This is a genomic window from Streptomyces sp. CB00455 (assembly GCF_001905445.1).
Taxonomy (GTDB): Bacteria; Actinomycetota; Actinomycetes; order Streptomycetales; family Streptomycetaceae; genus Streptomyces.
This window is the reverse complement of the sequence record NZ_LIVQ01000001.1, coordinates 138,991-161,847: the sequence shown is the minus strand read 5'-3', so window position 1 is coordinate 161,847 and position 22,857 is coordinate 138,991. Positions and strand designations below refer to the sequence as shown.

17 protein-coding genes are annotated in these 22,857 nt (G+C 71.9%); 4 read left to right on the top strand and 13 right to left on the bottom strand.

Annotated features, from left to right (window positions below; translation table 11 throughout):
* Positions 1-51: 51 nt before the first annotated feature.
* Positions 52-729 carry a TetR/AcrR family transcriptional regulator gene (locus AMK16_RS00745; RefSeq protein ID WP_079191233.1) on the top strand — a complete coding sequence of 226 codons (678 nt, stop codon included), beginning with the start codon at positions 52-54 and terminating at the stop codon, positions 727-729.
* Positions 730-774: 45 nt separating this feature from the next.
* On the opposite strand, the gene AMK16_RS00740 is transcribed toward AMK16_RS00745, so the two are convergent.
* Positions 775-1,302 (bottom strand): hypothetical protein, encoded by a 528-nt coding sequence (locus AMK16_RS00740; RefSeq protein WP_073907166.1) that lies wholly within the window; start codon positions 1,300-1,302, stop codon positions 775-777.
* A gap of 694 nt (positions 1,303-1,996) precedes the next feature.
* Positions 1,997-3,367 carry a helix-turn-helix domain-containing protein gene (locus tag AMK16_RS00735; protein ID WP_073910071.1) on the bottom strand — a complete coding sequence of 457 codons (1,371 nt, stop codon included), beginning with the start codon at positions 3,365-3,367 and terminating at the stop codon, positions 1,997-1,999.
* Positions 3,368-3,882: 515 nt separating this feature from the next.
* Here AMK16_RS00735 and AMK16_RS00730 point away from each other — a divergent pair.
* Entirely contained in the window at positions 3,883-4,950 is a 1,068-nt protein-coding gene (locus tag AMK16_RS00730; RefSeq protein ID WP_073907163.1) for a helix-turn-helix transcriptional regulator, read from the top strand.
* Here the strand turns inward: AMK16_RS00730 and AMK16_RS38275 are convergent.
* From AMK16_RS38275 to AMK16_RS00715, 4 genes are all read right to left on the bottom strand, one after another.
* Positions 4,941-5,384 carry a hypothetical protein gene (locus tag AMK16_RS38275; protein ID WP_199885321.1) on the bottom strand — a complete coding sequence of 148 codons (444 nt, stop codon included), beginning with the start codon at positions 5,382-5,384 and terminating at the stop codon, positions 4,941-4,943. The two genes, AMK16_RS00730 and AMK16_RS38275, sit on opposite strands and share 10 nt — an antisense overlap.
* 42 nt (positions 5,385-5,426) lie before the next feature.
* Positions 5,427-6,143, bottom strand: coding sequence for an MFS transporter (locus tag AMK16_RS38270; RefSeq protein ID WP_199885320.1), 717 nt, complete (start codon positions 6,141-6,143; stop codon positions 5,427-5,429).
* A 107-nt stretch (positions 6,144-6,250) separates the two neighbouring features.
* Positions 6,251-8,251 (bottom strand): PEP/pyruvate-binding domain-containing protein, encoded by a 2,001-nt coding sequence (locus AMK16_RS00720; RefSeq protein ID WP_073907161.1) that lies wholly within the window; start codon positions 8,249-8,251, stop codon positions 6,251-6,253.
* Complete coding sequence (locus tag AMK16_RS00715) at positions 8,248-9,714, bottom strand: ATP-grasp domain-containing protein (RefSeq protein WP_242438498.1); 1,467 nt, start codon at positions 9,712-9,714, stop codon at positions 8,248-8,250. Before AMK16_RS00715 ends, AMK16_RS00720 begins: the two co-directional genes overlap by 4 nt.
* 529 nt (positions 9,715-10,243) lie before the next feature.
* Here AMK16_RS00715 and AMK16_RS00710 point away from each other — a divergent pair.
* Complete coding sequence (locus tag AMK16_RS00710; protein ID WP_143196770.1) at positions 10,244-10,675, top strand: nuclear transport factor 2 family protein; 432 nt, start codon at positions 10,244-10,246, stop codon at positions 10,673-10,675.
* Between the two features lie 240 nt (positions 10,676-10,915).
* Here AMK16_RS00710 and rbsD read toward each other — a convergent pair whose 3' ends face one another.
* The 7 genes from rbsD to AMK16_RS00675 all read right to left on the bottom strand — a co-directional run bounded on the left by rbsD (position 10,916) and on the right by AMK16_RS00675 (position 21,896).
* Entirely contained in the window at positions 10,916-11,305 is a 390-nt protein-coding gene (gene rbsD / locus AMK16_RS00705; RefSeq protein WP_073907155.1) for a D-ribose pyranase, read from the bottom strand.
* Positions 11,302-12,204, bottom strand: coding sequence for a ribokinase (locus AMK16_RS00700; RefSeq protein ID WP_073907153.1), 903 nt, complete (start codon positions 12,202-12,204; stop codon positions 11,302-11,304). Before AMK16_RS00700 ends, rbsD begins: the two co-directional genes overlap by 4 nt.
* 75 nt (positions 12,205-12,279) lie before the next feature.
* Complete coding sequence (locus AMK16_RS00695) at positions 12,280-14,229, bottom strand: ABC transporter permease/substrate-binding protein (RefSeq protein WP_073907150.1); 1,950 nt, start codon at positions 14,227-14,229, stop codon at positions 12,280-12,282.
* A complete protein-coding gene (locus AMK16_RS00690) occupies positions 14,219-15,739 on the bottom strand; it encodes a sugar ABC transporter ATP-binding protein (protein WP_073907147.1) in 1,521 nt (506 codons plus the stop codon). Before AMK16_RS00690 ends, AMK16_RS00695 begins: the two co-directional genes overlap by 11 nt.
* The gene (locus tag AMK16_RS00685) at positions 15,736-16,764 is read right to left on the bottom strand and encodes a LacI family DNA-binding transcriptional regulator (RefSeq protein WP_073907144.1); all 1,029 of its coding nucleotides are present in this window, start codon (positions 16,762-16,764) and stop codon (positions 15,736-15,738) included. Before AMK16_RS00685 ends, AMK16_RS00690 begins: the two co-directional genes overlap by 4 nt.
* A 340-nt stretch (positions 16,765-17,104) precedes the next feature.
* On the bottom strand, positions 17,105-19,729 hold the full coding sequence (locus tag AMK16_RS00680) for an RICIN domain-containing protein (RefSeq protein ID WP_073907142.1): 2,625 nt from the start codon (positions 19,727-19,729) through the stop codon (positions 17,105-17,107).
* An 805-nt stretch (positions 19,730-20,534) separates the two neighbouring features.
* Positions 20,535-21,896, bottom strand: coding sequence for a YhgE/Pip domain-containing protein (locus tag AMK16_RS00675; protein ID WP_073907139.1), 1,362 nt, complete (start codon positions 21,894-21,896; stop codon positions 20,535-20,537).
* 138 nt (positions 21,897-22,034) lie between these two features.
* Here AMK16_RS00675 and AMK16_RS00670 point away from each other — a divergent pair, with 138 nt between their 5' ends.
* Complete coding sequence (locus AMK16_RS00670) at positions 22,035-22,691, top strand: MerR family transcriptional regulator (protein WP_073907137.1); 657 nt, start codon at positions 22,035-22,037, stop codon at positions 22,689-22,691.
* Positions 22,692-22,857 lie beyond the last annotated feature (166 nt).

Sequence of the window (22,857 nt, the reverse complement as noted above, 5' to 3'; positions counted from 1 at the left end):
GATGGAGGCAGCCTAACAACTCGGCAGAACTAATGGAACTGGAGTCCCGTTATGGAGTTCGCGGAATCCGGAGAACACAGCCGGATCGACGCCGGGACCCAGACCGGGGACGGGACGGGAGACGGGACCGAACCGGGAACCACCCGGCCGGGAGGCCGTACCGCCCGGGTGCGGGAAGCGGTGCTCACGGCCGCCGGCGACGTCCTGGCCGAGCAGGGCTTCACGCACCTGGACCTCGCCGACATCGCGCGCCGCGCGGGAGTCGGGAAGACGACCGTCTACCGCCGGTGGGGTACGGTCACCGGCCTCGTCACCGATCTCCTGCTGGACATGGCCCAGCAGTCCGTGCCGCGAACGGACACGGGCTCCCTCCTCGAGGACCTGACGGCGAACACCCGGCTGGTGCAGCGCACGCTGGCCGATCCCCGGCAAGGGGCCCTGTTCAAAGCGGTGATCGCGGCGGCCACCTGCGACCCGAAGGCGGCGCAGGCCCTGCACGGCTTCTATGCCGTGCGCGTCGACGAGTGGGCGCCGTGCGTCCGGCAAGCCGTCGTACGCGGTGAGGTGCCGGAGGGGACCGACCCGCACGAGGTCATCCGCGCGGCGTCGGCCCCCCTCTACTACCGCCTCCTCACCACCGCCCTGCCGCTCGACGAAGGCGCCGCCGACCGCGCGGCCGCGGCTGTGGTCGTGGCCGCGCGTGCGGGGGTGTACGCAAGGGACGCATAGCGGTCCTTCGCCTTCCTGGCCCGGGCCGGCGGAGCGGTTCCGCCGTCAGTGGGCGCTCGTCGTCTCGATGTCGACGATGTGGTTGTACCGCTCCACCAGCACGTAAAGCCTGGTCTTCTGCTTCGTCTCCCCACTGCCGAAGGTCAGGGTGACGATCACCTCATGGCCGTTGCCCACCGGGCCGTTGTCGGTCACCGTCCACTGAGCCGGGACGTTCTGTGCACGCAGGACGCCGTCCGCCCCGTTCTCCTTCTCCCAGGCCGCCAGCCGCTGGGCGAAGTCGGGCGTCAGGTAGTGCTTGCGGAGCGTCGTGGCCAGCGTGACATCCGGGTCCGTGTAGTCGCCCTTCGCGTCGATGTACGCGCCGTAGAAGTCGGCGACCCGGGTCACCGCCTGGCCGGGCGTGCCGCTGACCGGCTGCTGTACGACGGAAGAGGCCGCCTTTGCGGGGGCGGTGACGGAGGCCTGTGCCGACGCCTGCGCCGACACGCCGAGTCCGACAGCCAGGACGAGGCCGGCGGCGACGGCCGCGCGGCGGCCCGGACGACGGTGTGCGGGGGACTTCGTGTTCATGTGGGTCTTCCTTCTCTGGTCCGTATGGGGTCGCCCTCCGGCTTTCGTGCCGAAGGCGCCTTCCGACGTGTCGCCACCTCGTCCTCGTCCGCGTCCCGTGTGAGGACAGGACGGCCCGCCTGCCCGATCGGACAGGAGTGGGCGCGGTTACCTCGGGCACTCGGGCACAGGGGTGTCCCGGTACGCAGACGCAGGGTGGGTGTCGCTGCCAGGCTGCTGCCGGGGCGGTCGTTCTGACGTCGGCCGGTGCGACACCCAAAGCTTCGGGGACGCCGGGGACCGACGACAAGAGCTGCCGCCACACCTGCAGGGGTGGAACCGTCCCACCCCTGCTGAGCTGGGGAAACAGGGAGTGCCTGGGATGCCCCGGATGCCCCCTGGGATGCGGAGACGACTCGTCACGGTCGGACTCGCGGCGGTCGGCCGACCACCGGGGTGCGGCCGACACGGCACAGGGCCGCGGTCCATCGGCGGCGGCATCCAGCCGTTCCTGCCGCGGTTCGGGTCGCCGTGCGGGCGGCCGCCCGCACCACGGCGCCGCGTGGTGGGGCAGCGGGCTACGGCGGTGCTCGCCCAGATCGACGGCGGGACCGAGGCGGAGAAGCGGCGCGAAGCGGACCGGCGTCGGGATGCGCAAATGCGGCCATCGCGAACCCCTGGTGCTGCGACCCGGTGAACCTTTCCGGTCGCCGCACTAGCTGTCGTACGGGACCCAGGCACGCCCGCCCGCGTCGTTCGTGCCGTACCAGTAGTGCGGCATTCCCTTGATGCTGCTGGTGCGGAACGGACGGCCGTGGTCGTCGATGCGGATCGTGCCTGTGCGGCCCTGGGAGGACCAGTCGAGTTCGAGGTACCAGCGGGCATCGTAGGTCTGTGTCGTGGCGTCGACCAGCAGCACCTCCGGGTCCTCGGCGGAGACGCGGTACGGGAAGTGCACGGCCGGGATGGTGCGTTCGACGTCCGAGCCGTCCTTCGGGCCGGCGACGGGACGGTCGATGTCGAGGTTCACGGTGAAGCGGCGGGGCGTGAGATCGCCGCCGCAGCCTTGGCCCATGGCGTACGCGCTTCCGGCGGCCGGGGTGTCGCGGCTGACCATGCGGACACGGAGCGCCTCCAGGACCACGGCCGTGGAGGACCGTCCCTGCACGGAGATCTGCACCCTCGTCTGTTGCCCGTGCACCGCGCCCTGCGTCGCCGCCCATGCCCCGGCGTCCTGTTCCACCGGCGGCGCAGGTACCTGCGCGGGCGGCTTGGCGATGACGTAGTCGTGGCCGCAGCCCTTGTCCCAGACCAGGGAGTCGACGCTCCAGGCGAGGGGCAGGCCGACGGCCGGCTCCGCGGCCGAGGCGGGACCGCCGGCGGTCGCGGAGGGGGAGGGGGGTGGGGAAGGGGAGGGTGAAGGGGAGGTGGTGGCCGGCGGTTTCGCCGAGTCCTGGGGTGTGCCGGGGGCGGTCGTCCGCGGGCCCGCAGAGGCGGAGGCCCCCGTCTCGGAGGAGCGGTCGTCCGACAGGGCGGACATGCTGCCCGCAGTGGCCAGCAGGGCGCAGGCAACGGCGGTGGACGCCAGGACCAGCCGGCGGCGGTACCAGGGGCGGGAAGCGGGGGAGGGGTCGGGCCCGTCCGGGGCCGGATCGTGCTGGGTCAGTCCGTCTGGGGCCGGCTCGTGCGGGGCCGGCCTGTCCGGGGCCTGCCCGCCTGGGGTCGGATCGTCCCCAGGAAGCTCCGCGGAACTGCTCTCCTCGACGAGCGCCCCGTCCGCGTCCGGCGCCCCGTCCGGCGCCGGGACCGCCGCCTTCGCCGAGCGGGACGCAGGCATCCGCTGCTTGGCCGCCACCGCCGCCAACCACAGCCGGTGCAGCTCCAGCCGTTCCTGTGGTGTCGCCTCGCAGAAGGCCGCGAGTCGCTCCACGGGCGCGAACTCCTGCGGCACCGCCTCGCCCGCGCAGTACCGGTGCAGCGTGGAGGTGTTCATGTTGAGGCGGCGGGCCAGGGAGCCGTAGCTCCGGTCCGTGCGGTCCTTCAGCCCGCGCAGCAGCGCCGCGAACTCCTCGACATCGTCCCGCATCGACACCGTTCCCTTGTCGTCCACCCGCGATCCCGTATCCCAGGTACTCATATAGCTGCACGTCAGATGGGCTGGGATGGTTCCACCGCCGCCGAAAGGGCGGCAGCCGTTGCGCCGGACTCCGGTGAGCGCCGATGCTCAAAAGATCTCCAGCAGCTCCACCTGCTGATACTCGAACGGTCGGCGGACGCGGGTGATCGCGTCCGCTACCCGACGACGGGGCAGGCGGGCAGCGTGGAGCGCCGAACCCGTACGACGGGAGTCGCCCCGTCGCCTCGCTTCCCCAGGCCGGGCGGCCCCCTGACCACCGTGTGGTGCTCCGCGAGCAGTTGGTCCACGACTGCCGACAGGACGACATCGCGGCCGACTGCCGACCGGGCCCCAGGTGCCGTCCCGTCCTCCCGGAGGGGGGCATTCGGACATTCCGTTTTCTGGGTACGGCAACTTAGCTCGAAACGGGTTAAGTTGACCTCCCGCCCGCAGCGTGAGCGGCAACCCGAGAGACAGAAACAGGCATGTACGCGAAGGACGAAACCGGGCAGGTACGGTCGGCGATCGGCGGGGGCGGGGAATTCGCCCGGGGCGCGGGCGGGAACCAGGAAATCCCGGAGGCGGCGCGGTGGTTCGAGGCCCTCGCCTCCTACGCCCCTGCGCCCGCCTTCATCCGCGACGGACAGGGCCGGTACCTGTGGGTGAACGCCGCCTACGCCCACCTCTACGGCATGGAACCGCAATCCGTGGTCGGCCGGACGGTCGAGGAGATCGACGCCCCCGACGACGCCGCCATGTTCCGGGCGTTGGACCGCGAGGTGCTGTCGTCGCGCCGTCCCGTGCGCCACACCCTCGTCTTCCGGCACCCCGACGGTACGCCCCGGCAGGTGACCGGGCACCGGTTCGTCCTGGACCTCGGCCGGGGCCCCCGCGTGGGCGGCATCTACACGGACGTCACCGACCAGGCCCGGGCCCTGGAGGACAAGGCCGCCGCCGCCGAGGAACTCCACGCCCTGTGGGAGCGTTCGGGCCTGGCGATCGCGACCCTGGACCTGCGGGGCCGCATACAGCGGGTCAGCGGAGGAGTCGCGGAACTCCTCGGGGGTGACCGCGCCTCCCTGGAGGGCAGCCGCGCCATCGGGCACTTGCGCGGGGACCCCCGGGCGGTGCGGCACGCGTGGGCGGACCTGGTCGCCGGCAAGGCCTGCCGGCGTACCTGTTCCGTGGTCTGCGGCACGGCCTCCGGCGGGAGCAGGGTGCTCCGCGCGGATCTCGCGGTGGTCAGGCGCCGGGGGGCTCCCGACCGGATTTCGGCCGTACTGACTGCGCGCAGCGTCGAGTTCGGCGCCCCCGTCCAGGTCAGCCCCGTGCAACTGCGGGTCCTCTCCCTCGTGGCGGGCGGCCGGTCCAACGGAGCCATCGCCACCGACCTGGGACTGTCGCGCCAGGCCCTGGACTACCACCTTCGCCGGCTGCGCGTCGCACTCGACGCGGACTCGCGTCCGGCCCTGGTGGCGCGCGCCTACACCCTCGGCATCTTCGACAGCAGGGTCTGGCCGCCGCGCGCGGCCGTCCCGCTGTATCAGGGCTGACCGGCTGCCCGACGTACGCCGTCCCGACGCAGCCGCCCCAGGACGACGCCCACGACGAGCAGCAGCAGACAGGTGCCCGCCGCCGCGTGTACGAGGAGCGCGTCGAGCCGGTCCGCCGCCAGGTAGGCACCGACGGCCAGCGCCACCAGCGCGCATACGCCGCGGTCGATGATGGACTCCACCGACAGCAGGGTCGCCCGGTAGGGGGTCGGCGGGATGGCCGCGTTGATCAGGTTGCGTTGCACCGGGTACGCGAGGCCCGCCGCGGCGGCGAACACGCACAGCCACAGGATCGTGCCCAGGCCCCCCGACAGCGTGGTGGCCGCGAGCGTGAGTGCCATGACCACGCTGAGGACGGTCACCACGGTGGCGTCGGCCAGTCTGCTGCGCAGCCAGCCGGTTCTGGCCGAACCAACGGCCTCGGCGACCGTCATCGCCGACAGCACCGCGCCGTGGTCGGCGACGGGGAGGTCCTTTTAGAGGAGCAGCGGTTGGAAGAGGTTGACCTGGCAGATGCGGGCGAGCGTGAACACGGCCACGCCCTGCACCATCAAAGGGCCGAGGGACCGTGACGTTCCGAGCACCTTCGCGGCCTGGCGGGCCGAATCGAGGAGCCCGACGCGCTCCGCGGGCGGCTGACCGCCCCCAAGGGGCGCCGCGATCGCCGGGAGGGCCGCGGCGCAGGCCAGCGAACCGAGCGTGGAGAGCGCGGTCAGCACGTAAGGGGCCTCGTGCCGGACGTGCATCAGGACGCCGACCAGCGGCCAACAGGCGATCTTCGCCCACAGGCCGAGCGCCCGGGCGGTGCCCTCGGCCTGTACGTAGTGCTCGTCCGCGCCGTGCTCGTGCAGGTACTCGTACAGGTAGGCGCTGGAGGCCCCGGACACCAGAGAGCGGGCGGCCGCGATGGCCAGGAAGTGCGCCAGGAAGCCCGCGAAGGACGGCGAGGCGACCGGCAGGAGGTTCGCGGCGGTCATCGCGGCCGCCCCCAGCTGCATGCAGCGACGCTGTCCGATGCGGTCGGCGATGAAGCCGGTGGGTATCTCCAGCAGGCAGAACGCCACGTAGTAGACGCTCTGGATGCCGAAGATCTGGCTGTCCGAGAGGCCCGCCTGCTTCTGGTACTGGTAGAAGACCGGCATCCACCACAGCAGGTTGAACAACAGCTGGAACCCGTTGTTCAGTCGGATCACGCGGAGCACCGCGGCGGGCGGACGTACGCGGCGTTTCACGCGCGTACGCAGGGAGATGGGCATGGGTGACCTTCGGGTGGGACGGAACGCGGGGGAATACGGAAGGGTCAGGCGCTGTACGGGCGCAGCTGGAGGATGTGGAGCGCGCCTCCCGGCCCCAGCAGCCATTCGATGTCGAGCGGCCCCGCGAAGGTGTAGTCCGTGGCGAAATGGGACTGGAGCAAGCGACCCGCCAGGGCCAGCCGGCCCAGGTGGGCCCGCGTGTCCTGCGCCAGGTCCTCGGTGGCCGCGCCCAGCGAGATCGTGCGGCCGCCGCCCTCGACCGTGTTGTACAGGTACTGCAGGGGCATCGTCCGGCCGTCGACGACATCGGCCGTGGACCCGTGCGCGCAGTTGAGGTACACGTTGCGGAAGTCGGCCCGGTTGGTCGGATTGCAGGTGACCATGACGCCTCCGAGCGGGGACGGCTCGTAGCGCTGGACGATCACCCCCATGTAGGTGTCGTCGAGGGAGATGCCGGCCTGATGGCGCAGCCGCACGCTGCGCGGGGAGAGCAACGAGGCCCACACCTGGCGGATGGCGTCCAGCAGCCCCGGCAGGTCGGTGACCTTGGTGTGCGACTCGTAGATCCCGGCTGCGGAGAAGCCCGGCAGGTCCTCGGCGTTCGAGGAGGACCGCACGGCGAAGCGGCCCGTGCCCGCCAGGTGCTCCACCACCTGCGCGTCCAGGGCGCGCACCAGGTCCTCGGGCACCGGGAGAGTGCGCACCAAGTGCTGCAATTGGAGGCAGACCGTGTCCACGGCGTCCATGGAGTTCAGCTCCAGGGCCATTTTCAGTTTGCCGATGCTCTGTTGCACGGCCGGTGAGGAGTCCAGGAAGCGCCGCTGGACGGAGAAGGGGACGGCGATGCCCGCCGGCGCCTGGACGTACCGGGTCAGGAACTCGCTCGCGTACTGGGCGAGATCACCGTCCTCGGGCATTCCCAGCCGGGCGGCCAGGTGACCGAGCAGGTCGGCCCGGGGCGGGCGGGGCACGGAGTAGTAGCCGGTCAGCCGGCCCGATCCGTGGCGCAGCACGTGGTGCAGTTCCCCGAGGTTGGCTGCTTTGGTGCCGTAGCGGTTGCGGTCGCCGGCGCGTAACGCGGACAGCGGCACGAGCGGTACGTCCGTCACGTGCGGCGCGTCGAGGCGGATCCGCTGCGTGTGCCAGGTCGGTTCGGCGAGGTCCGACGGTTCCTCGGCGCGCTCGATGACGAACCCGTCGGCGGTGACCTCGTAGCGGACCCAGGCACCGTCCAGCTTCTCGTCGGTGATCGTGTCGAGGACTCCGCGGACGATGGCGTTGGGGATGCCCCACCCGGCCGCCAGCATGTTGGTGTGCGACAGCGGAGTGGTGGGCTGGGCGTTGATCAAACCGGAGAGCCGCGGAATGTCGTCGGGGACCACCGGCATGGCGACGATGTCGTACCAGGTCAGGTCCGCGCGGGCGGCCAGGTATTCCTCGCCCGAGGCGAAGGCGCGGAGCCGGCCGGTGGCCGAGGCGAGCGTCAACGGCACGAAGGGCGCGGTCGCCAGGAGCGCGTGACCCCGTGCACGGGGCACCACGGTCTCCGGCACCTTCGCGAGGGCGTGCTCCTGCCCGTGGTTGGCCGGCTTCACCAGCAGCTCCAGCGCGGGATCGAGGTGAGCCCGTACGAAGGCGTGGAACTCGATCAACAGGTCCGCGCCCATGGTGTCGGCCTCGGTGGTCTCCAGGACCATGAAGGGCTCGTCCCGCTCCGGGCCGCCCCGCGAGTGCAGCGACAGGACGCCGAGCAGGAAGCGCCGCGCGGGGTCCTGGTAGACGTCATGGTTGAAGCGGTCGAGTTCGGCGTCGAGCTGTTCGAGGGTCAGGCCCTGGATCTCGGTGGCTATGTAGTTGACGTGGAAGGAGTGCACGGAGCTGTCGAGGACGTGCCAGACGCCCTGCTCGCGGTCCACGACGACCTTCACGTACGGGTGCCCGCCCAGCACCCCGGCCAGTTGCTCGAACAGGGGGAGCGTGAGCAGGGTGTCCACGGCGGCGCCCCGGGGGGACGGCGCGGCAGCGGTGGTTGCGGCGTTCGTCATGCGGTGCTCCCGGGCGTCGAGCGGTCGGTGGGCAGGGCGGAGGGCTCGGTGGGGGCGGGGGTGAGGGTGGCGGTGGTGGCGGTGAGGGCGGTGGGGGCGGCCGTGAGGGCGACGGACGGGGCGGTGAGGGCGTCCGGCAGGGCCGCGAGGATGCGGCCGCAGTCGGCCAGCAGTTCCGGCCCGGACTCGGCGGTGAGGAAGCACAGCGCGGCCATGGAATTGGCCCCTCCCGCCTCCTCGTAGCGCGGGACCGGGCTGCCCGGCGCGAGACTGTGTTCGCGCACCAGCTCCACGCGGGATCCCGGGGCGACCAGGGAGGCCCAGTCGACCGCCTCGAAGTCCCAGGCCGGGAGTTCGGTCCAGGGACGGCCTTCGGCGTCGACGGCAAGGACGACGAGGGAACCGGCGGCGCCCTCGCCCTCGGTCAGCATCCGCGCCGGGTAGGCGACCTCCCGGCCGAGCAACTGGCGCACCAGCATGCCGATCATGTCGAACCCGAAGACGGTCTCCACCTGCCGGGTGGTCATCACCCCACCGAAGCGGGCGGCGGTCTCGATCAGCCACATGGCCCCGTCCGCGCCGAGTTTGATCTCGGTGTGGGTGGCGCAGGTATCGAGTCCGAGCGCGTCGACGGCGGCGCGCGACACCTCCTCGATCCGGTGCTGCAGCGCGTCCGGGAGGGCGGCCGGAGCCAGGCTCGCCCGCTCGGTGAAGGGCGCGATGGTCGGCATCCGCCCGGTGATGCACAGCGGGTGGTAGCGGCCGTCGGCGACGATCCCCTCCACGCTGACGTAATCGCCCCACCCGTCGCCGTCGAACCAGTCGGACGCCTCCCCGGTCACGATCTCCTCCAGCAGGAAATCGCTGACCCCCTCGTCCGCGGCGAGCAGTTCCGAGTAGCCCTGCGCGGAGGAGGCTTCCATGACGGAACGGCCGGTCTTCCAGGCCGCCTCGGCCTGCTGCTCGTTCCACACGGTGAGGTGGGCCGTGGAACCAGCGCTCCAGGCTGCCTTCAGGAGGAGCGGCGGCCTCAGGGTTTCGAAGGCGGCCGTGATGTCCTCCGGCGCGTGGACCTCCGCGAACCCCGGTACCGGCACCCCGGCGTCACGCCAGATCCGGCGCATCAGACGCTTGTCCCGCGCCCCCGCGACCCGCTCGCCGGCACCGCGCAGACCGAGCCGCAGGCTCGCGTGGGCCACGGCCACCACCGCGTACTCCGACAGGGTCAGTACCGCCTCGGCGCCGACGCGGCGGGCGTGGGAGCAGATCAGATCGACCAGATCCACCCCCTCGCCCGGCGGGACCGTCGTGACCGACGCGCACCCGGGCATCCACACCGACTCGGTGGTCCGGGGCAACGGCGCGAGCGCCAGGACGTGCACCTCGGCGTGGGCGGCGATGCGCGGGACGGCGTACTCCAGAGGAGGGCCGCCCTTGGCATAGACGAAGAGGATCGGGGTCATGGTGCTCCTGAGGTCGAGGGGGACGCCGCGTGGCGCGACGGCGTCGTCGGCGGACGATCCGCACGCGGTGTCACCACGCACGGACCACGGGTAACTAGACCACGACGGAAAACGGCGGACGCACAGATGTACCCCTACTCGGTTAGGCGTTCGCCAAACAACCGCGCTCGCCAAGTCGGCCCGGTATGAGGGTGTTTCAGCCATCCGGGCGGGTCCCGTGGTGATCACGCGGTCGCGGGCGGTCCGGCAGGTCGTCACCAGCCTGGCGCGGCCCCGAAGCCGCGGCGGCCGGACGTGTCGTGCGGGGCTTCTGCCTTGACCGCATCCGCGAGGCGCGCGCACCGGAGGAAACGGCGGAGCCGCGTCCGGTGGACCCATCCGAACCGGACACCCTCGACTGGCATTTCGTCGCACTCGACGAGCCCTACGGCTTCGCTCGAGCCGCCGCCCGGAGGGCTGACAACCGACATAGGGTGGGCGCCCCCGGCCCGGAGGCTGGGTGACCACGAACCGACCACGGAAGGCACCCATGTCTGTGACGACGAGCCCCACCACCGACTCCGCACCGCTGACCCGGGAGTCCGGCACCCGGCTGGTGGAGGGCTGGACGGCGCTCTGGAACGGCGACGTCGCCCTCACCGAGCAGATCCTCGCCCCCGGCTTCCGGCTGCACTTCGCGGACGACTTCGACGGCACCGGCTCCGCCAAATCATTCGGCCAGGACGAACTGACGGCGTTCATCTCGGCCAACAGTCACGCCCTCACCGGCCTGACGTTCGCCGCCGACGCAGCGCCGCTGATCGACGCCGAGCGCGGCGAGATGGCCTGCCGGTGGATCGAGAGCCACGCCGCCGGCGGCGGGGACGTCGTCGTCAAGAGCGGCATCGACATGTTCGCCGTCACGGACGGCCGGATTTCCGCCGTGTGGTCGCTCACCGGCAACCGCCGCTTCGCCGCCTGACCGCCGCGGTCCCCTGCGGGGCGCCGGCGCCGGCGGGGGACCGGCGCACCTTCTGCCGGTCAGCTCCGCTGCCGGTGACCGCCACGCCGGCACTGCGCCGACCGGCGAGGCCGATGACGTCCACGCTGCCGACGCGGTGGACGGGCCCTGCTCCGCAGCCCGCGGAACGACGCACGCCGTGCGGCGACCAGACGCGGGACCGACAGGGGAGCCCACTCCCTCGAAACCGCTCCGGCGGTCTCAGAAGAAGACGCCGCAGCGCAGCAGCACGTTCGCGTACGGCCGTGCCTCGCCCGTCCGGACGACCAGCCGGGCCCCCGCCGACAGCTCCTTGAGGCGCTCGTGCGAGACGAGCTCCAGCGTGGGGAAGCAGTCGTCCAGCAGCCTCGACGCCTGCGGGTTCGCCCGCCGTACCTCCTCCGCCGCCGTCGCCCCCTCGATCACCAGCTCAGCCAGCAGCCCCTCCAGAACCTCCGCGAACGCCGGCACCCCGGCCCGGAAGGCCAGGTCCACCACACGCGGGCCGTCCGGTATGGGCATGCCCGCGTCGCACACCAGCACCCCGTCGCCGTGGCCCAGTCCGGCCAGCGCACCGGCGAGATGGCGGTTCAGTATTCCGGTCTTCTTCACCGCGTAGCGACCTCCGCCGCCGTCGGGAAGGACGCCTGCGCGCCCTCCTTCGTCACCGTCGCCGCCCCGACCCGAGCCGCGTACGCCGCCGCCTGAGCCAGGGACTCGCCCGCACCGAGCCGGTAGGCCAGCGCCGCCGTGAACGCATCGCCCGCGCCCGTCGTGTCCACCGCGTCCACCTTCACGGACGCGACACGGCTGACGCCTTCAGCCGACGCCACCAGCGCACCCTGCGAGCCCAGCGTCACCACCACCGACCGCGGGCCCTTCGCCAGCAGGATCCGCGCCCAGTCCTCGGGAGCGTCCCCGGCGGCGGCCCCGCCCAGGATCACCTTCGCCTCGTGCTCGTTGACGATCAACGGGTCGCAGGCCGCCAGCACCTCCTGCGGCAAAGGGCGCGGCGGCGAGGGGTTGAGCACGAAGCGGCTGCCCGGCGCCAGGTTCCGCACGACCTCCACCACGGTCTCCAGCGGGATCTCCAGCTGCGCCGAGACCACCCGGGAGTCATGGAACAGGCACCCGGCGGCGCGCACGTCCTCCGGGGTCAGCCGGCCGTTCGCGCCCGGTGAGACGACGATGCTGTTGTCCCCGGACGGGTCGACCGTGATCAGCGCGACCCCGGTCGGCGCACCGCCCACCAGGACACCCACCGTGTCGACGCCGGCTTCCCGCTGCGAGTCCAGCAGCAGCCGGCCGTGCGCGTCGTCGCCGACCCGGGCCAGCAGGGCCGTACGGGCGCCGAGTCTGGCGGCGGCGACCGCCTGGTTCGCGCCCTTGCCGCCCGGGTGGACGGCCAGGTCGGAACCGAGCACGGTCTCACCGGCAGCGGGCCGGCGCTCCACCGCGATCACCAGGTCGGCATTGGCCGACCCCACGACCAGGAGGTCGTAGTCGTACATGCGTTGTCTCCCCTGTGAGTGACATGACCGGGCGGTCCCACCAGCGGTGGACGACCGCCCGGCCGCTCCCCGATGTCAGCCGCTGAAGCCGGCCACGTTCTCCTTCGTGACCACCTTCACCGGCACCTTCACCGTCGCCTCGACCTTCTCGCCCTGGAGCGCCTTCAGTGCGTTGTCCACGGCGATCCTGCCGAGCTGGGACGGCTGCTGCGCCACGGAGGCGTACAGCGTGCCGCCCTCGACGGCCTTGAGCCCGTCAGGCGTGCCGTCGAAGCCGACCACCGAGACCGACGTGCCGGCCGCGGAGCCCAGCGCCTTGACCGCGCCGAGGGCCATCTCGTCGTTCGCGGCGATGACGCCCTGAACGTCCGGGTGGGCCTGGAGCAGGTTCGACATCACGTCGAGGCCCTTGGTGCGGTCGAAATCGGCGGGCTGCTCGGCCACGACCTGGATGCCCGGGTAGGCCTTGAGGCCGTTGGCGAAGCCCTGGGCACGCTCGCGGGCGGCGGAGGTGCCGGCCTGGCCCTGCAGGATCACGATCTTGCCCGTGCCGCCCAGCTTGTCGGCCATCGCCTGCGCGGCGAGTACACCGCCGGCGACGTTGTCGGAGGCGACGAGCGTGTCCACCGGAGCCTTGTTGACGCCCCGGTCCACCGCGATGACCGGGATCTTCGCCTTGTCGGCCACGTTCACCGAGTTGCCGGCCGCGTCCGAGTCCACCGGGTTGACGATGATCGCGCCGAGGCCGGCACTGGTGAAGTTCTGCAGCTGGTTGGCCTGCTGGGACGCGTCGTTCTGGGCGTCCGTGACGGTCAGGTCCACGCCCCGCTTCTTCGCCTCGGCCTGCGCGCCCGCCCGGATCTGCACGAAGAACGGGTTGTTGAGGGTGGACAGCGACAGGCCCATCTTCGGGCCGCTGGTGGCGGCGGAGCCGTTGTGCAGGAAGGACGTGGCACCGACGATCGCGACGGTGACCACGGCCGCGAGCGCGTACGTCGCCGCCCGCCTGCCCTTGTCGCCGCCGGTGCCGGCTGCGACCGGCGTCGCCCCCGCCTTGCGGCGGGCGGTGTCGAGCAGCACCGCCAGCGCGATGACGACACCGATGACGACCTGCTGCCAGAAAGCCGAGACGTTGAGCAGGTTCAGCCCGTTGCGCAGCACTGCAAGGATCAGCGCGCCGGTCAAAGTGCCGGACGCCTTGCCCGTACCGCCCGCCAGGGAGGCGCCGCCGATGACGACCGCGGCGATCGCGTCCAGTTCGTAGCCGTCGGCTGCCTGCGGCTGCGCGGAGGACAGCCGGGCGGCGAGCACCACGCCGGCGACGGCGGCGAAGACGCCGGAGAAGGCGTAGATGGCGAGCTTCTGCTTCTTCACGCGCAGGCCGGACAGCCGTGCGGCCTCCTCGTTGCCGCCGATCGCGTACATGGAGCGGCCGATGTAGGTCCGGCCCAGGACGAAGGCGGCGATCAGGCCCATGACGACCATCACCAGCACCGGCACGGGCAGCCAGCCGCCGAGCGTGTCCCCGAGGTGGGAGACGGAGTCGGGGAAGGCGATGGGGGAGCCCTCGGAGATGACGAGGGACAGGCCCCGGGCCACGGACAGCATGGCCAGTGTGGCGATGAACGGCGGCAGCTTGCCGTAGGAGATCAGGATGCCGTTGACCAGTCCGCAGACGATGCCCGTCGCTATGGCGAGGAGTACGGCGAGGAAGACCGGGACGCCGGCCGAGGTGGCGCTCCAGGCGAGGACCGTGGCCGACAGTGCGGCGACCGAGCCGACCGACAGGTCGATGCCCGCCGAGACGATCACGAAGGTCACGCCGAAGGCGAGGATGGCGGTCACGGCCGCCTGGACGCCGACGTTGAGGAGGTTGTCCGTCGTCAGGAAGTCACCGGACAGCGCCGACATGGCGATGACGAGGACGATGAGCGCGGTGAGTGCGCCGTTGTCGAGCAGGAGGCGGCGCAGGCCCCCCGAGGCGCCACGCGCGCCCGTCGTGCTCTTGAGCGTGTCAGTGGCCACGGGAGGCCTCCGTTCCGGTGGTGGGAGTGCTGACGGCGAGTGCCATCACGGCGTCCTGGGTCGCCTCGTCGGCGGAGAGTTCACCGGCGATCCGGCCCTGGGCCATCACCAGCACCCGGTCGCTCATGCCGAGCACCTCGGGAAGGTCGCTGGAGATCATCAGGACGGCCGCGCCGGCGGCGGTGAGTTCGTTGACGAGCTGGTAGATCTCGACCTTGGCGCCGACGTCGATGCCGCGCGTCGGCTCGTCGAGGATCAGCACCTTGGTGTCGGCGAGCAGCCACTTGCCGATGACGACCTTCTGCTGGTTGCCCCCGGAGAGCGTCCGCACGTGCTGGCCGAGTCCGGCCATCCGCACGCCGAGTTGCCCGGCGATCCGTGCGGCGGCCTCGCGCTGGCCCTTGCGGTCGACGAGCCCGGCGCGCGTGGCCGACCGCAGCGTCACCAGGCCGAGGTTCTCCTCGACCGACGCGTCCAGCAGCAGGCCCTGCCCCTTGCGGTCCTCCGGGATGAGCCCGATGCCGGCGGTCATCGCCGCGTTGACGTCGTGCTTGGCGATCGGGGTGCCGGCGACCTTCACGGTGCCCCGGTCGTACGCGTCGGCCCCGAAGACCGCCCGTACGACCTCGGTGCGGCCGGCTCCGACGAGCCCCGCGATGCCGACGACCTCACCGGCGTGCACCTCGAAGCCCACGTCGTGGTAGACACCGTCCCGGGTGAGCCCCTCGACGGACAGCAACGCGGCGCCTCGGTCGGCCCGTTCGCGCGGGTACTGCTGCTCGATCGAGCGCCCCACCATCAGCCGTACGAGCTCGTCCTCGGGCGTGGAGGCCGGGACCTGGCCGACGCTGCGGCCGTCGCGGATGACGCTCACCCGGTCACCCAGGGCGGCGATCTCCTCCAGGTGATGGGTGATGAAGACGATCCCGACGCCGTCCTCGCGCAGCCTGCGCACGATCGCGAAGAGCTTCTCGACCTCCTCGGAGGTGAGCACCGCCGTCGGTTCGTCCATGATCAGCACGCGCGCGTCCAGGCTGAGCGCCTTGGCGATCTCGACCATCTGCAGACGGGCGATGCCGAGCTCCCTCACCCGCGCGCGGGGCGACACGTTCACGCCCACCCGTGCGAGGAGGACCTCGGCGTCCGCCTCCATCCTCTTCCGGTCGATCATGCCGAAGCGGCGCGGCTGGCGCCCCAGGAAGATGTTCTCGGCGACCGTCAGGTCGGGTACGAGGTTGAACTCCTGGTAGATGGTGGCGATCCCGAGCCGCTCGGAGTCCTGCGCACCCTGGATGCGCGTCTCCACACCGCCGACCAGGATCCGCCCGGCGTCGGGGACGTAGGCGCCGGAGAGCATCTTGATGAGGGTGCTCTTGCCCGCGCCGTTCTCACCGAGCAGCACATGCACCTCGCCCCGGCGCAGGTCGAAGTCGACGCCGTCCAGCGCCACCACGCCCGGGAAGGTCTTGCGTATGCCCTCGATGCGCAGCAACTCGTCCGCGTTGCTCACGACTGGCTCCTGTTCGTTGCGGGGTCCTCGGCGGGGTGCTCGCCGCAGGAGCGGCGTACGACGAGGCGGGCGGGGAGGGTGACGGACTCGCCGGGCCGTCCCTCGATGCGGTCGACCAGGGCCCGTACGGCGGCCCGGCCCAGCTCACCCGTCGGCTGGGCGACCGCTGTGATCGGCGGATCGGTGTGCACGAACCACGGGATGTCGTCGAACGCGGCGAGCGCGAGGTCGTCCGGCACGCGCAGGCCACGCGCGCGTACCGCGTCCAGCGCGCCCAGCGCCATCAGGTTGTCGGCCGCGAACACGACCTCGGGCGGCTCGGCCAGGGCGAGGAACCCCTCGGTGACCCGGCGGCCGCTCTCGGCCTGGAAGTCGCCCTGCCCTATGTAGGTGTCGGGCAGTTCGAGTCCGTACGCTCCGAGCGCCTCCCGGAAGGCCTCGACGCGCTCCTGGCCGGTCGTGGTCGCCGCCGGGCCCGCGATGATCGCGAGCCGCCGGTGCCCGAGGCCGTGCAGATGCGCCACGAGGTCCCGTACGGCGGCCCGCCCGTCCGCCCGGACCACCGGCACGTCCACGCCGGGGATCCACCGGTCGACGAACACCATGGGCGTTCCGGCCCGGGCGGCGTCCAGCATTAGCGGCGAGCCGCCGTCCGTCGGGGAGACGAGCAGGCCGTCGATCCGGCGGTCCAGGAGGTTGCGTACGTGGTGGTCCTGGAGGTCGGGCCGCTCGTCGGCGTTGCCGATGATGACGCTGTAGCCGAGCGCGCGGGCCTCCTCCTCGACGGAGCGGGCCAGTTCGGTGAAGTACGGGTTCATCACGTCGCTGATGACCAGGCCGAGCGTGTGGGTCTGGTCGGTGCGCAGGGAGCGGGCGACGGCGTTCGGGCGGTAGCCCAGGGTCTCGACGGCGGCCAGCACGCGGGTGCGTGCGTCGGCGCTGACCGACGGGTGGTCGTTGAGGACGCGCGAGACCGTGGCGACGGATACGCCGGCCTCGGCCGCGACGTCCTTGATGCTGGCCACTGCCGCTCCACCTCCTTGGGGATCAGTCGTACGAGCACGGGGGGAGTGCTCGTGGAATCGATTACATCGACGGGTGCATGGAATCGATTACACGCAGGTAAATCAAGACCCCCAAGGCAGCTCTTGACCGGATCGTGATGTAGCGGGGCGCGGCCCGGCGGAACGCAGGGCGCCGCCCCTTGTGGCTGTCGGCCGCTCTCACCCCCGCCGACCCCGGACTGCATCCGGGGACCGACGCGCGGGCGGCCGGGCCCCGGGGCGCGTGCAGGGCGGAGCGAGGTCCCTCGGCCGGGGCGGGGCCGCAGGCCGTGGTGGCTGCGGCCCCGCCCCGGCGCTGGGGTCAGGACGGGTCGCCGTACTGGAGGCCGCGCCCGTTGGTGCCGACATAGACGCGCCCGTAGGTGTCGGGGTCGCCGGTGATGACGCCGACAGCGCCGATGCCGCCCCACTGGTGGGCGTCGTCATTGACGCGGAGCCAGGTGGCGCCCTTGTCGGTGGAGCGGAAGACCCCGGTGACGTCCTTGACGGTACCGATCAGGTACAGGGCCTGATAGCCGGCGCCCGGCGCGGCCTTGCCGAAGCCGAGCGCGGAGGCGGACTGCACCGTGGGGAGCGTGGTGAAGGTGCGTCCCCCGTCGGTGGAGTGCAGCAGCCCCTTGCCGCCGCCGGAGATCCACAGGTCCCCGGCGATGCCGGGGACGGCCGTGAGTTGGCCGGAGGGCAGGTGGGTGGCGCGCGCGGCGAAGGTCGCGCCGCCGTCGGTGCTGGCGTAGAGCGTGCCGTCGGACAGTGAGTAGAAGCTCTTGGCCGAGGAGCGGTCGGCGACGACCACGGCGCCGTTGCCCAGGCCGCTGACCTTCGACCAGTTCGCCCCCTTGTCGGTCGAGCGGTACGGGGCCTGCCCGGCCTCGGTCCAGACGATGGCGGAACCGTCCGCCGCGAGTGCGACTTGGCCGCTGTCGCCGCTGCCCACCGGCTCTGACGCAAAGCCGGTCCAGGTGCTGCCGCCGTCGGTGGAGTAGGCGCCGTCCTTGTCGCCGCCACGTCCGACGCGGACCATCACCGAGGGGTTGGACTGGGCGAAATCGATGTCGGTGCTGGTGATCATCATCGGATGGTCCAGCCGCCCGGCGGGCACCTTCGTCAGGGAGTCGTGGCGGAAGCCCCCCAGGTCGCCCATGCTGGTGATGACGGTGGCGCCGCCGGGCGGGGCGACAGCGTCCATCAGCGAGGTCTCCTCAAGCCCCCGGGCCCCCACGCTCCAGTGACTGGTGCCGCCGCTGTCGGTGGCGCCCGCGTCCTTGCTGCGCCAGATGCCGCTGCCGGTGCCGTACAGCACGTGCCCGGAGTTGAAGGGATCGATGGCCAGTGCGCTCATCCAGTGCCCGATGCCGGTCCCGACGTAAGGAGCGCCGGAGGCGTCCCGCTCCGACTTCGCGGCCTGTGCCTTCCAGCTCGTGCCGCCGTCGGTGGTCCGGTAGACCTCGTCCTGGGGCCACCAGCGGTCGAGGGTGGTGACCATCACCGTGGACGGCTTCTGCGGGTCGACGGCCAGACCGGAGAACCCGTAGCTGCCATTGGACGGGGAGACGTTCTTCCACGCCCCGCCGGCCGGCGTGTACTTCCACACCGAGCCCGCGGTCACGCCGTTGGGTCCGAGGACGTTGGTGTACGTCAGGTACAGCGAGCCGTCACCGGAGAGCACGCCGTGCTGCGGCATCTGGCCGGTGGGCTGCCCGGAGACGGCCTGCCAGGTGCTGCCGCCGTCGGTGGAGCGGTAGAGGGAGGTGGACTTGTCGGCGACGCCCACATAGATCGTCTTGCTGCCGGCCGGGCCGTACGTCACGAAGGAGATGCCCGCGCCGCTGCTCGCCCCGTCCTTGACGGGGAACGAGGAGACCTGACCCCATGTCACGCCGTGGTCCGTGCTGCGCCACAGGCCGTTCTTGCGGGTGCCCAGCAGCAGGGTGCCGTTGTCCGCGGGGTTGATCGCGAGCCGTTCGCCCGCCCCGCGGCCGTCCTCGTTGGCGCCCAGCTTGAAGGGCAGATCGGTGCGCTGGAAGGTGCGGCCACGGTCCGTGGAGCGCAGGATCGCGCCGTTGCCCGCCCAGCTGTTGGTGTAGGTGCCCGCCGAGAGGTAGAGCCGGTCGGGGTCGACGGGGTCGGTGGCCAGCGCATCGATGCCCAGCAGGTTCCAGTCCTTCTCGCCGGCCCAGTCGGTCAGCGGGATCCACTGCTCGGCCGCGGCGTCCCAGCGGTAGGCGCCGCCCATGTCGGTGCGCGCGTACAGCAGGCCCTTCTCGCGGGGGTTGAACACCAGCCCGGTGACGTAACCGCCGCCCACCACCTGCGCGTTGTTCCACACATACGGTCCGGTCGCAGCCCCTTGGGCCTTTGCCGTCTTCACCAGGCGCCACTGCTGGTTGGTGCTGCCCTTGCCGTGATACTGGATGAGCGGCGCGCCGTCGGCCGTGGAGCCTCCGGAGACGTCCAGGACCCGGCCGCTCCTGCGGGAGGTGAAGGTGACGGCGTCGGAACCGCTCACCTCGTCGATCCGCCACTCCTGGGAGGCGGAGGGACGGTCGGTCTGCTGCTCGACGGCGGCGTTCTCGTCGGTCGAATCGCCGGCTATGCCCAGCACTTTGCCGCTGTTGCGGTTCACCAGCTCGTAGTAGCCGTCCTTGGTGGGTCTCAGCCTCCACTGCTGGTTGGCCGTGCTCTGGTCGGTCCACTGCTGGATACGGGTGCCGTCGGCGGTGGAGAAGCCGTTGACGTCCATCACCTTGCCGCTGCGCACGGAAACCAGCCGGTAGTAGGCATCGCCGTCGACCGTCGCGGCTTGCGAGTCCTCCTGCACGAACAGGAGATACGGCACGACGAGGGCGGGCGCGCCGAGCAGCAGACCGGTCGCGGTCCAGCGGCGGCGGTGACGCCCGCGGCGCCCGCCGTTCAAGGGGCTTTTCATGGGAGGTGTGCTCCTTAGCATGCCGTTCGCCGGGCAAGAGGCGGATCCAGACTCCGGAACGGCCGGATCCGACTCCTTGTGGTCGCAGACTCCGCAAAAGGTTGCCTCGGGCCGGAATCTTTTTTCAGGCCGCCTCGCGGTGCGCGCGCGGCGGGCGCCGAGCCAAGGACGCGGGACGAGCGTGAGGGCGACGGGCACGGCGATCCCCACTGTGCACGCGGCGGCGGGCCGGGCCCGTCTTCGTCAGCGCGGGGGAACGCGGGACACGGCGGGCGCGCCGGCCGTCGGGGAGCGCGGGACACGGCGGGCGCGCCGGCGTGACGACGAGGTGAGGCCGGTGAAGACGGCGGCCGAAGCGGCGGCGCCGCCGGCGCCTCCGACAGCCTCCGCGCGCTCGGGGCTTTCGGTCGTCTCGGATCGGCAGCGGGAGACGGCCGGGCTGTTCGGGACGGCCGGGCGGCGCGGGAAGGAGGAACAAGACTTCGCGGAGGGGCCGGGGTGTTCGCGACGGCCGGGCCGGCAGCGCCGGAAAGGAGGAGCCAGGCCGCGCGGCAACGAGACGCCCGTGCACCGGCCCCGAGAGTGCCGATACTGCCGGACGCCGCACGGCCGGGGGCACGCAGGTCGATCTGCAGGCGGGGATTGCGCAGGCCGGCCACCTCCAGCGCCGCACCGTCGCCGACGCGCAGCAGCGTACCGACCGGGGACCGTACGCAAAGCGGCACCGGGTGCGGGGCGGGGCCTGGCCCCCGACCGTCCGCACCCGGTGGTGGCCGGCCCTGGGGGCCGGCCGGCTGAGGCCCGCTCAGGACGCGGCGGGCGCTGCGTCTGTGGCCGACTTCGCAGACTCAGGAGTCTCGGCCGAGGCCGGGGCTGCGGTCTCGGCTTCGGCATCAGGGCGGGGGATGCGGTGCAGCCCCCTGCGGTCGTAGAGGCGGGTGACGGCGAAGCCGAAGAGCAGTGCGGCGACAAGGGCGACACCCATCGCGACCCACGCCCGGGTCAGACCGGCGTCGGCCTGGGCCGAGTAGTAGAACAGGGAGCGCAGGCCCTCGGTGATCTGGCGCAGCGGCTCGAACTTCGCGAGGACGCGGAAGAAGCCGGGGAGCGCCTGGACGGGCACGGTGGCGCCGGAGGAGGGGACGGCCATCGCGACGAACACGATGGTCGCCAGCAGCATGCCGGGGGTGCCGAAGGCGGCGAACAGGGTCAGGCTGCCGATGCCGACCACCGCGATGGTGGCGACCGAGTAGAGCCACAGCAGGCCGAGGTGGGAGGCGTCCATGTCGAGGATGCCGACCGTGGCGACCTCTACCAGGGAGCCCATGACCACGGACAGGCCGAGCATGAGCGCCATGCCGATGGCCAGGGTGCGGACGCGGCTGGTGTGCTGGACGGGTTCGCGCTTGCGGAAGGGGCCGAAATCGGTGTGCAGGTAGCCGAGCGCGGTGTCGACCTGGGAGTTGACCACGTTGGCGCCGAGCATGCCGCAGACGACCAGGACCAGTGCGTAGTAGAAGGCGCTCAGTCCCATGGCGCTGCGGGAGCCGAGGGGGTGGCCGTCGGTGACGTTCACGGTCACCGGGTCGGCCAGCTTGAGCTGGGCGGCCGTCGAGAGCGGGGTCTTCTGGGCGTCGGCCTGCTTGAGGAGTTCCTGGCCGAGCTGGGCGGAGGCCGCGTGGGCGGCTTTCTGAGCGGCCTGGGAGGACATGGAGGAGCCGATGCTGCCGGCGGCCTGGTTGGTCAGCACGGTCAGGGTCGGCGGGGCGGGCCGGCCCTGGGGCGCGGGCTGCGACGCGGTGAGCCCGGTCACCGTGGCGGAGAAGTCCTTGGGTATGACGAGGGCGCCGAAGAGCTTGCCCCGGCCCAGCCGCCGGTCGGCCTCCTCGCGGCTGACGACCTGCCAGTCGATGCTCTTGTCGCCCTCGGCGGCCTTCTGGATCCCCGAGACGACCTGATCGCCCAGATTGAGGTGGCGGCCGCCCGCGTCGGCGCCGCTGTCGGTGTTCACCAGGGCCACGGGCAGGTCGCGCAGATTGCCCCTGGGGTTGACGTTGCCACCGACGTAGAGGAGGGCGAACAGTATCGAGACCACTGCGGCGATGAGTCCCGTTCCGATCCACAACCGGGGTTGGCGGAGCACGGAAGGGGGCGTGGGCTGAGGCATCGATTCTCCGGTGCGGGCTGCGTGGCGATTCCTTGGCTGGATACTCAAAGTATCCAGTCTTGGATACTGGCAGTATCTTGTGGTGGTGTCCAATCGCCGATGACGGTGACCGCACCGCATGACCAGCAGGGAAGCCGCATGAAGATCTCGGAGCTCAGCCGGCGGACCGGCGTGCCGGTCGCCAGCATCAAGTACTTCCTGCGCCAGGGCCTGTTGCCCGCGGGGCGGGCCACCGCCGCGACCATCGCCGAGTACGGGGAGCAGCACGCGCAGCGGCTGCGGCTGATCAAGGCGCTGACCACGCTCGGCGGCCTGTCCATCGCCGCCACCCGTGACGTGCTCGGGGCCGTCGACCAGGCCCACACCTCCGCGGGCGCCCTCGGAGCGGTCAGCTACGCCCTGCCGGTGCCGGTGGCCGCCCAGCGCGCCGCAGGCCACGCGGAGGAAGCCGAGGCCGACGCGACCGCCGCAGCCGAGGTCGCGGACCTGCTGGCGGCACTGGACTGGCAGGCGCCCGGAACGTCACCGCACGTGCAGGGGCTGACGGCGGCGCTGAAGGAACTGCGGCGGCTGGACGCGCAGTACGCCCCGGGCGAACTCGCCTCCTACGCGAGGCTGGCCGAGTCCGTGGCCCGGCTGGACCTGGAACGCGCGGCGGGCCTCGACGACCCGGTGGCCCTGGCCGAGCGGGCGGTCATCGTCTTCGCGATCTGCGCCCCGGTGTTCGAGCTGCTGCGGCGTCTCGCCCAGGAGGACCAGGTCCGACGCCGAGTCGCAGACGGCGGCGCCGAGTAGAAGCCGCTCCTCGTTCTCGGTCGGATACGCCACGGTCGGATACGCCATCACGGAGCTGGTCCGCCGTGCTGTCCGGGCCATACCCGGCCGGCTCCGGCACACCGCCCTGTCGCCAGGGCGGAAACCTGCGGGCGGCGCCGAGGTCGCCGAGCCCGCCGTCCTGCTC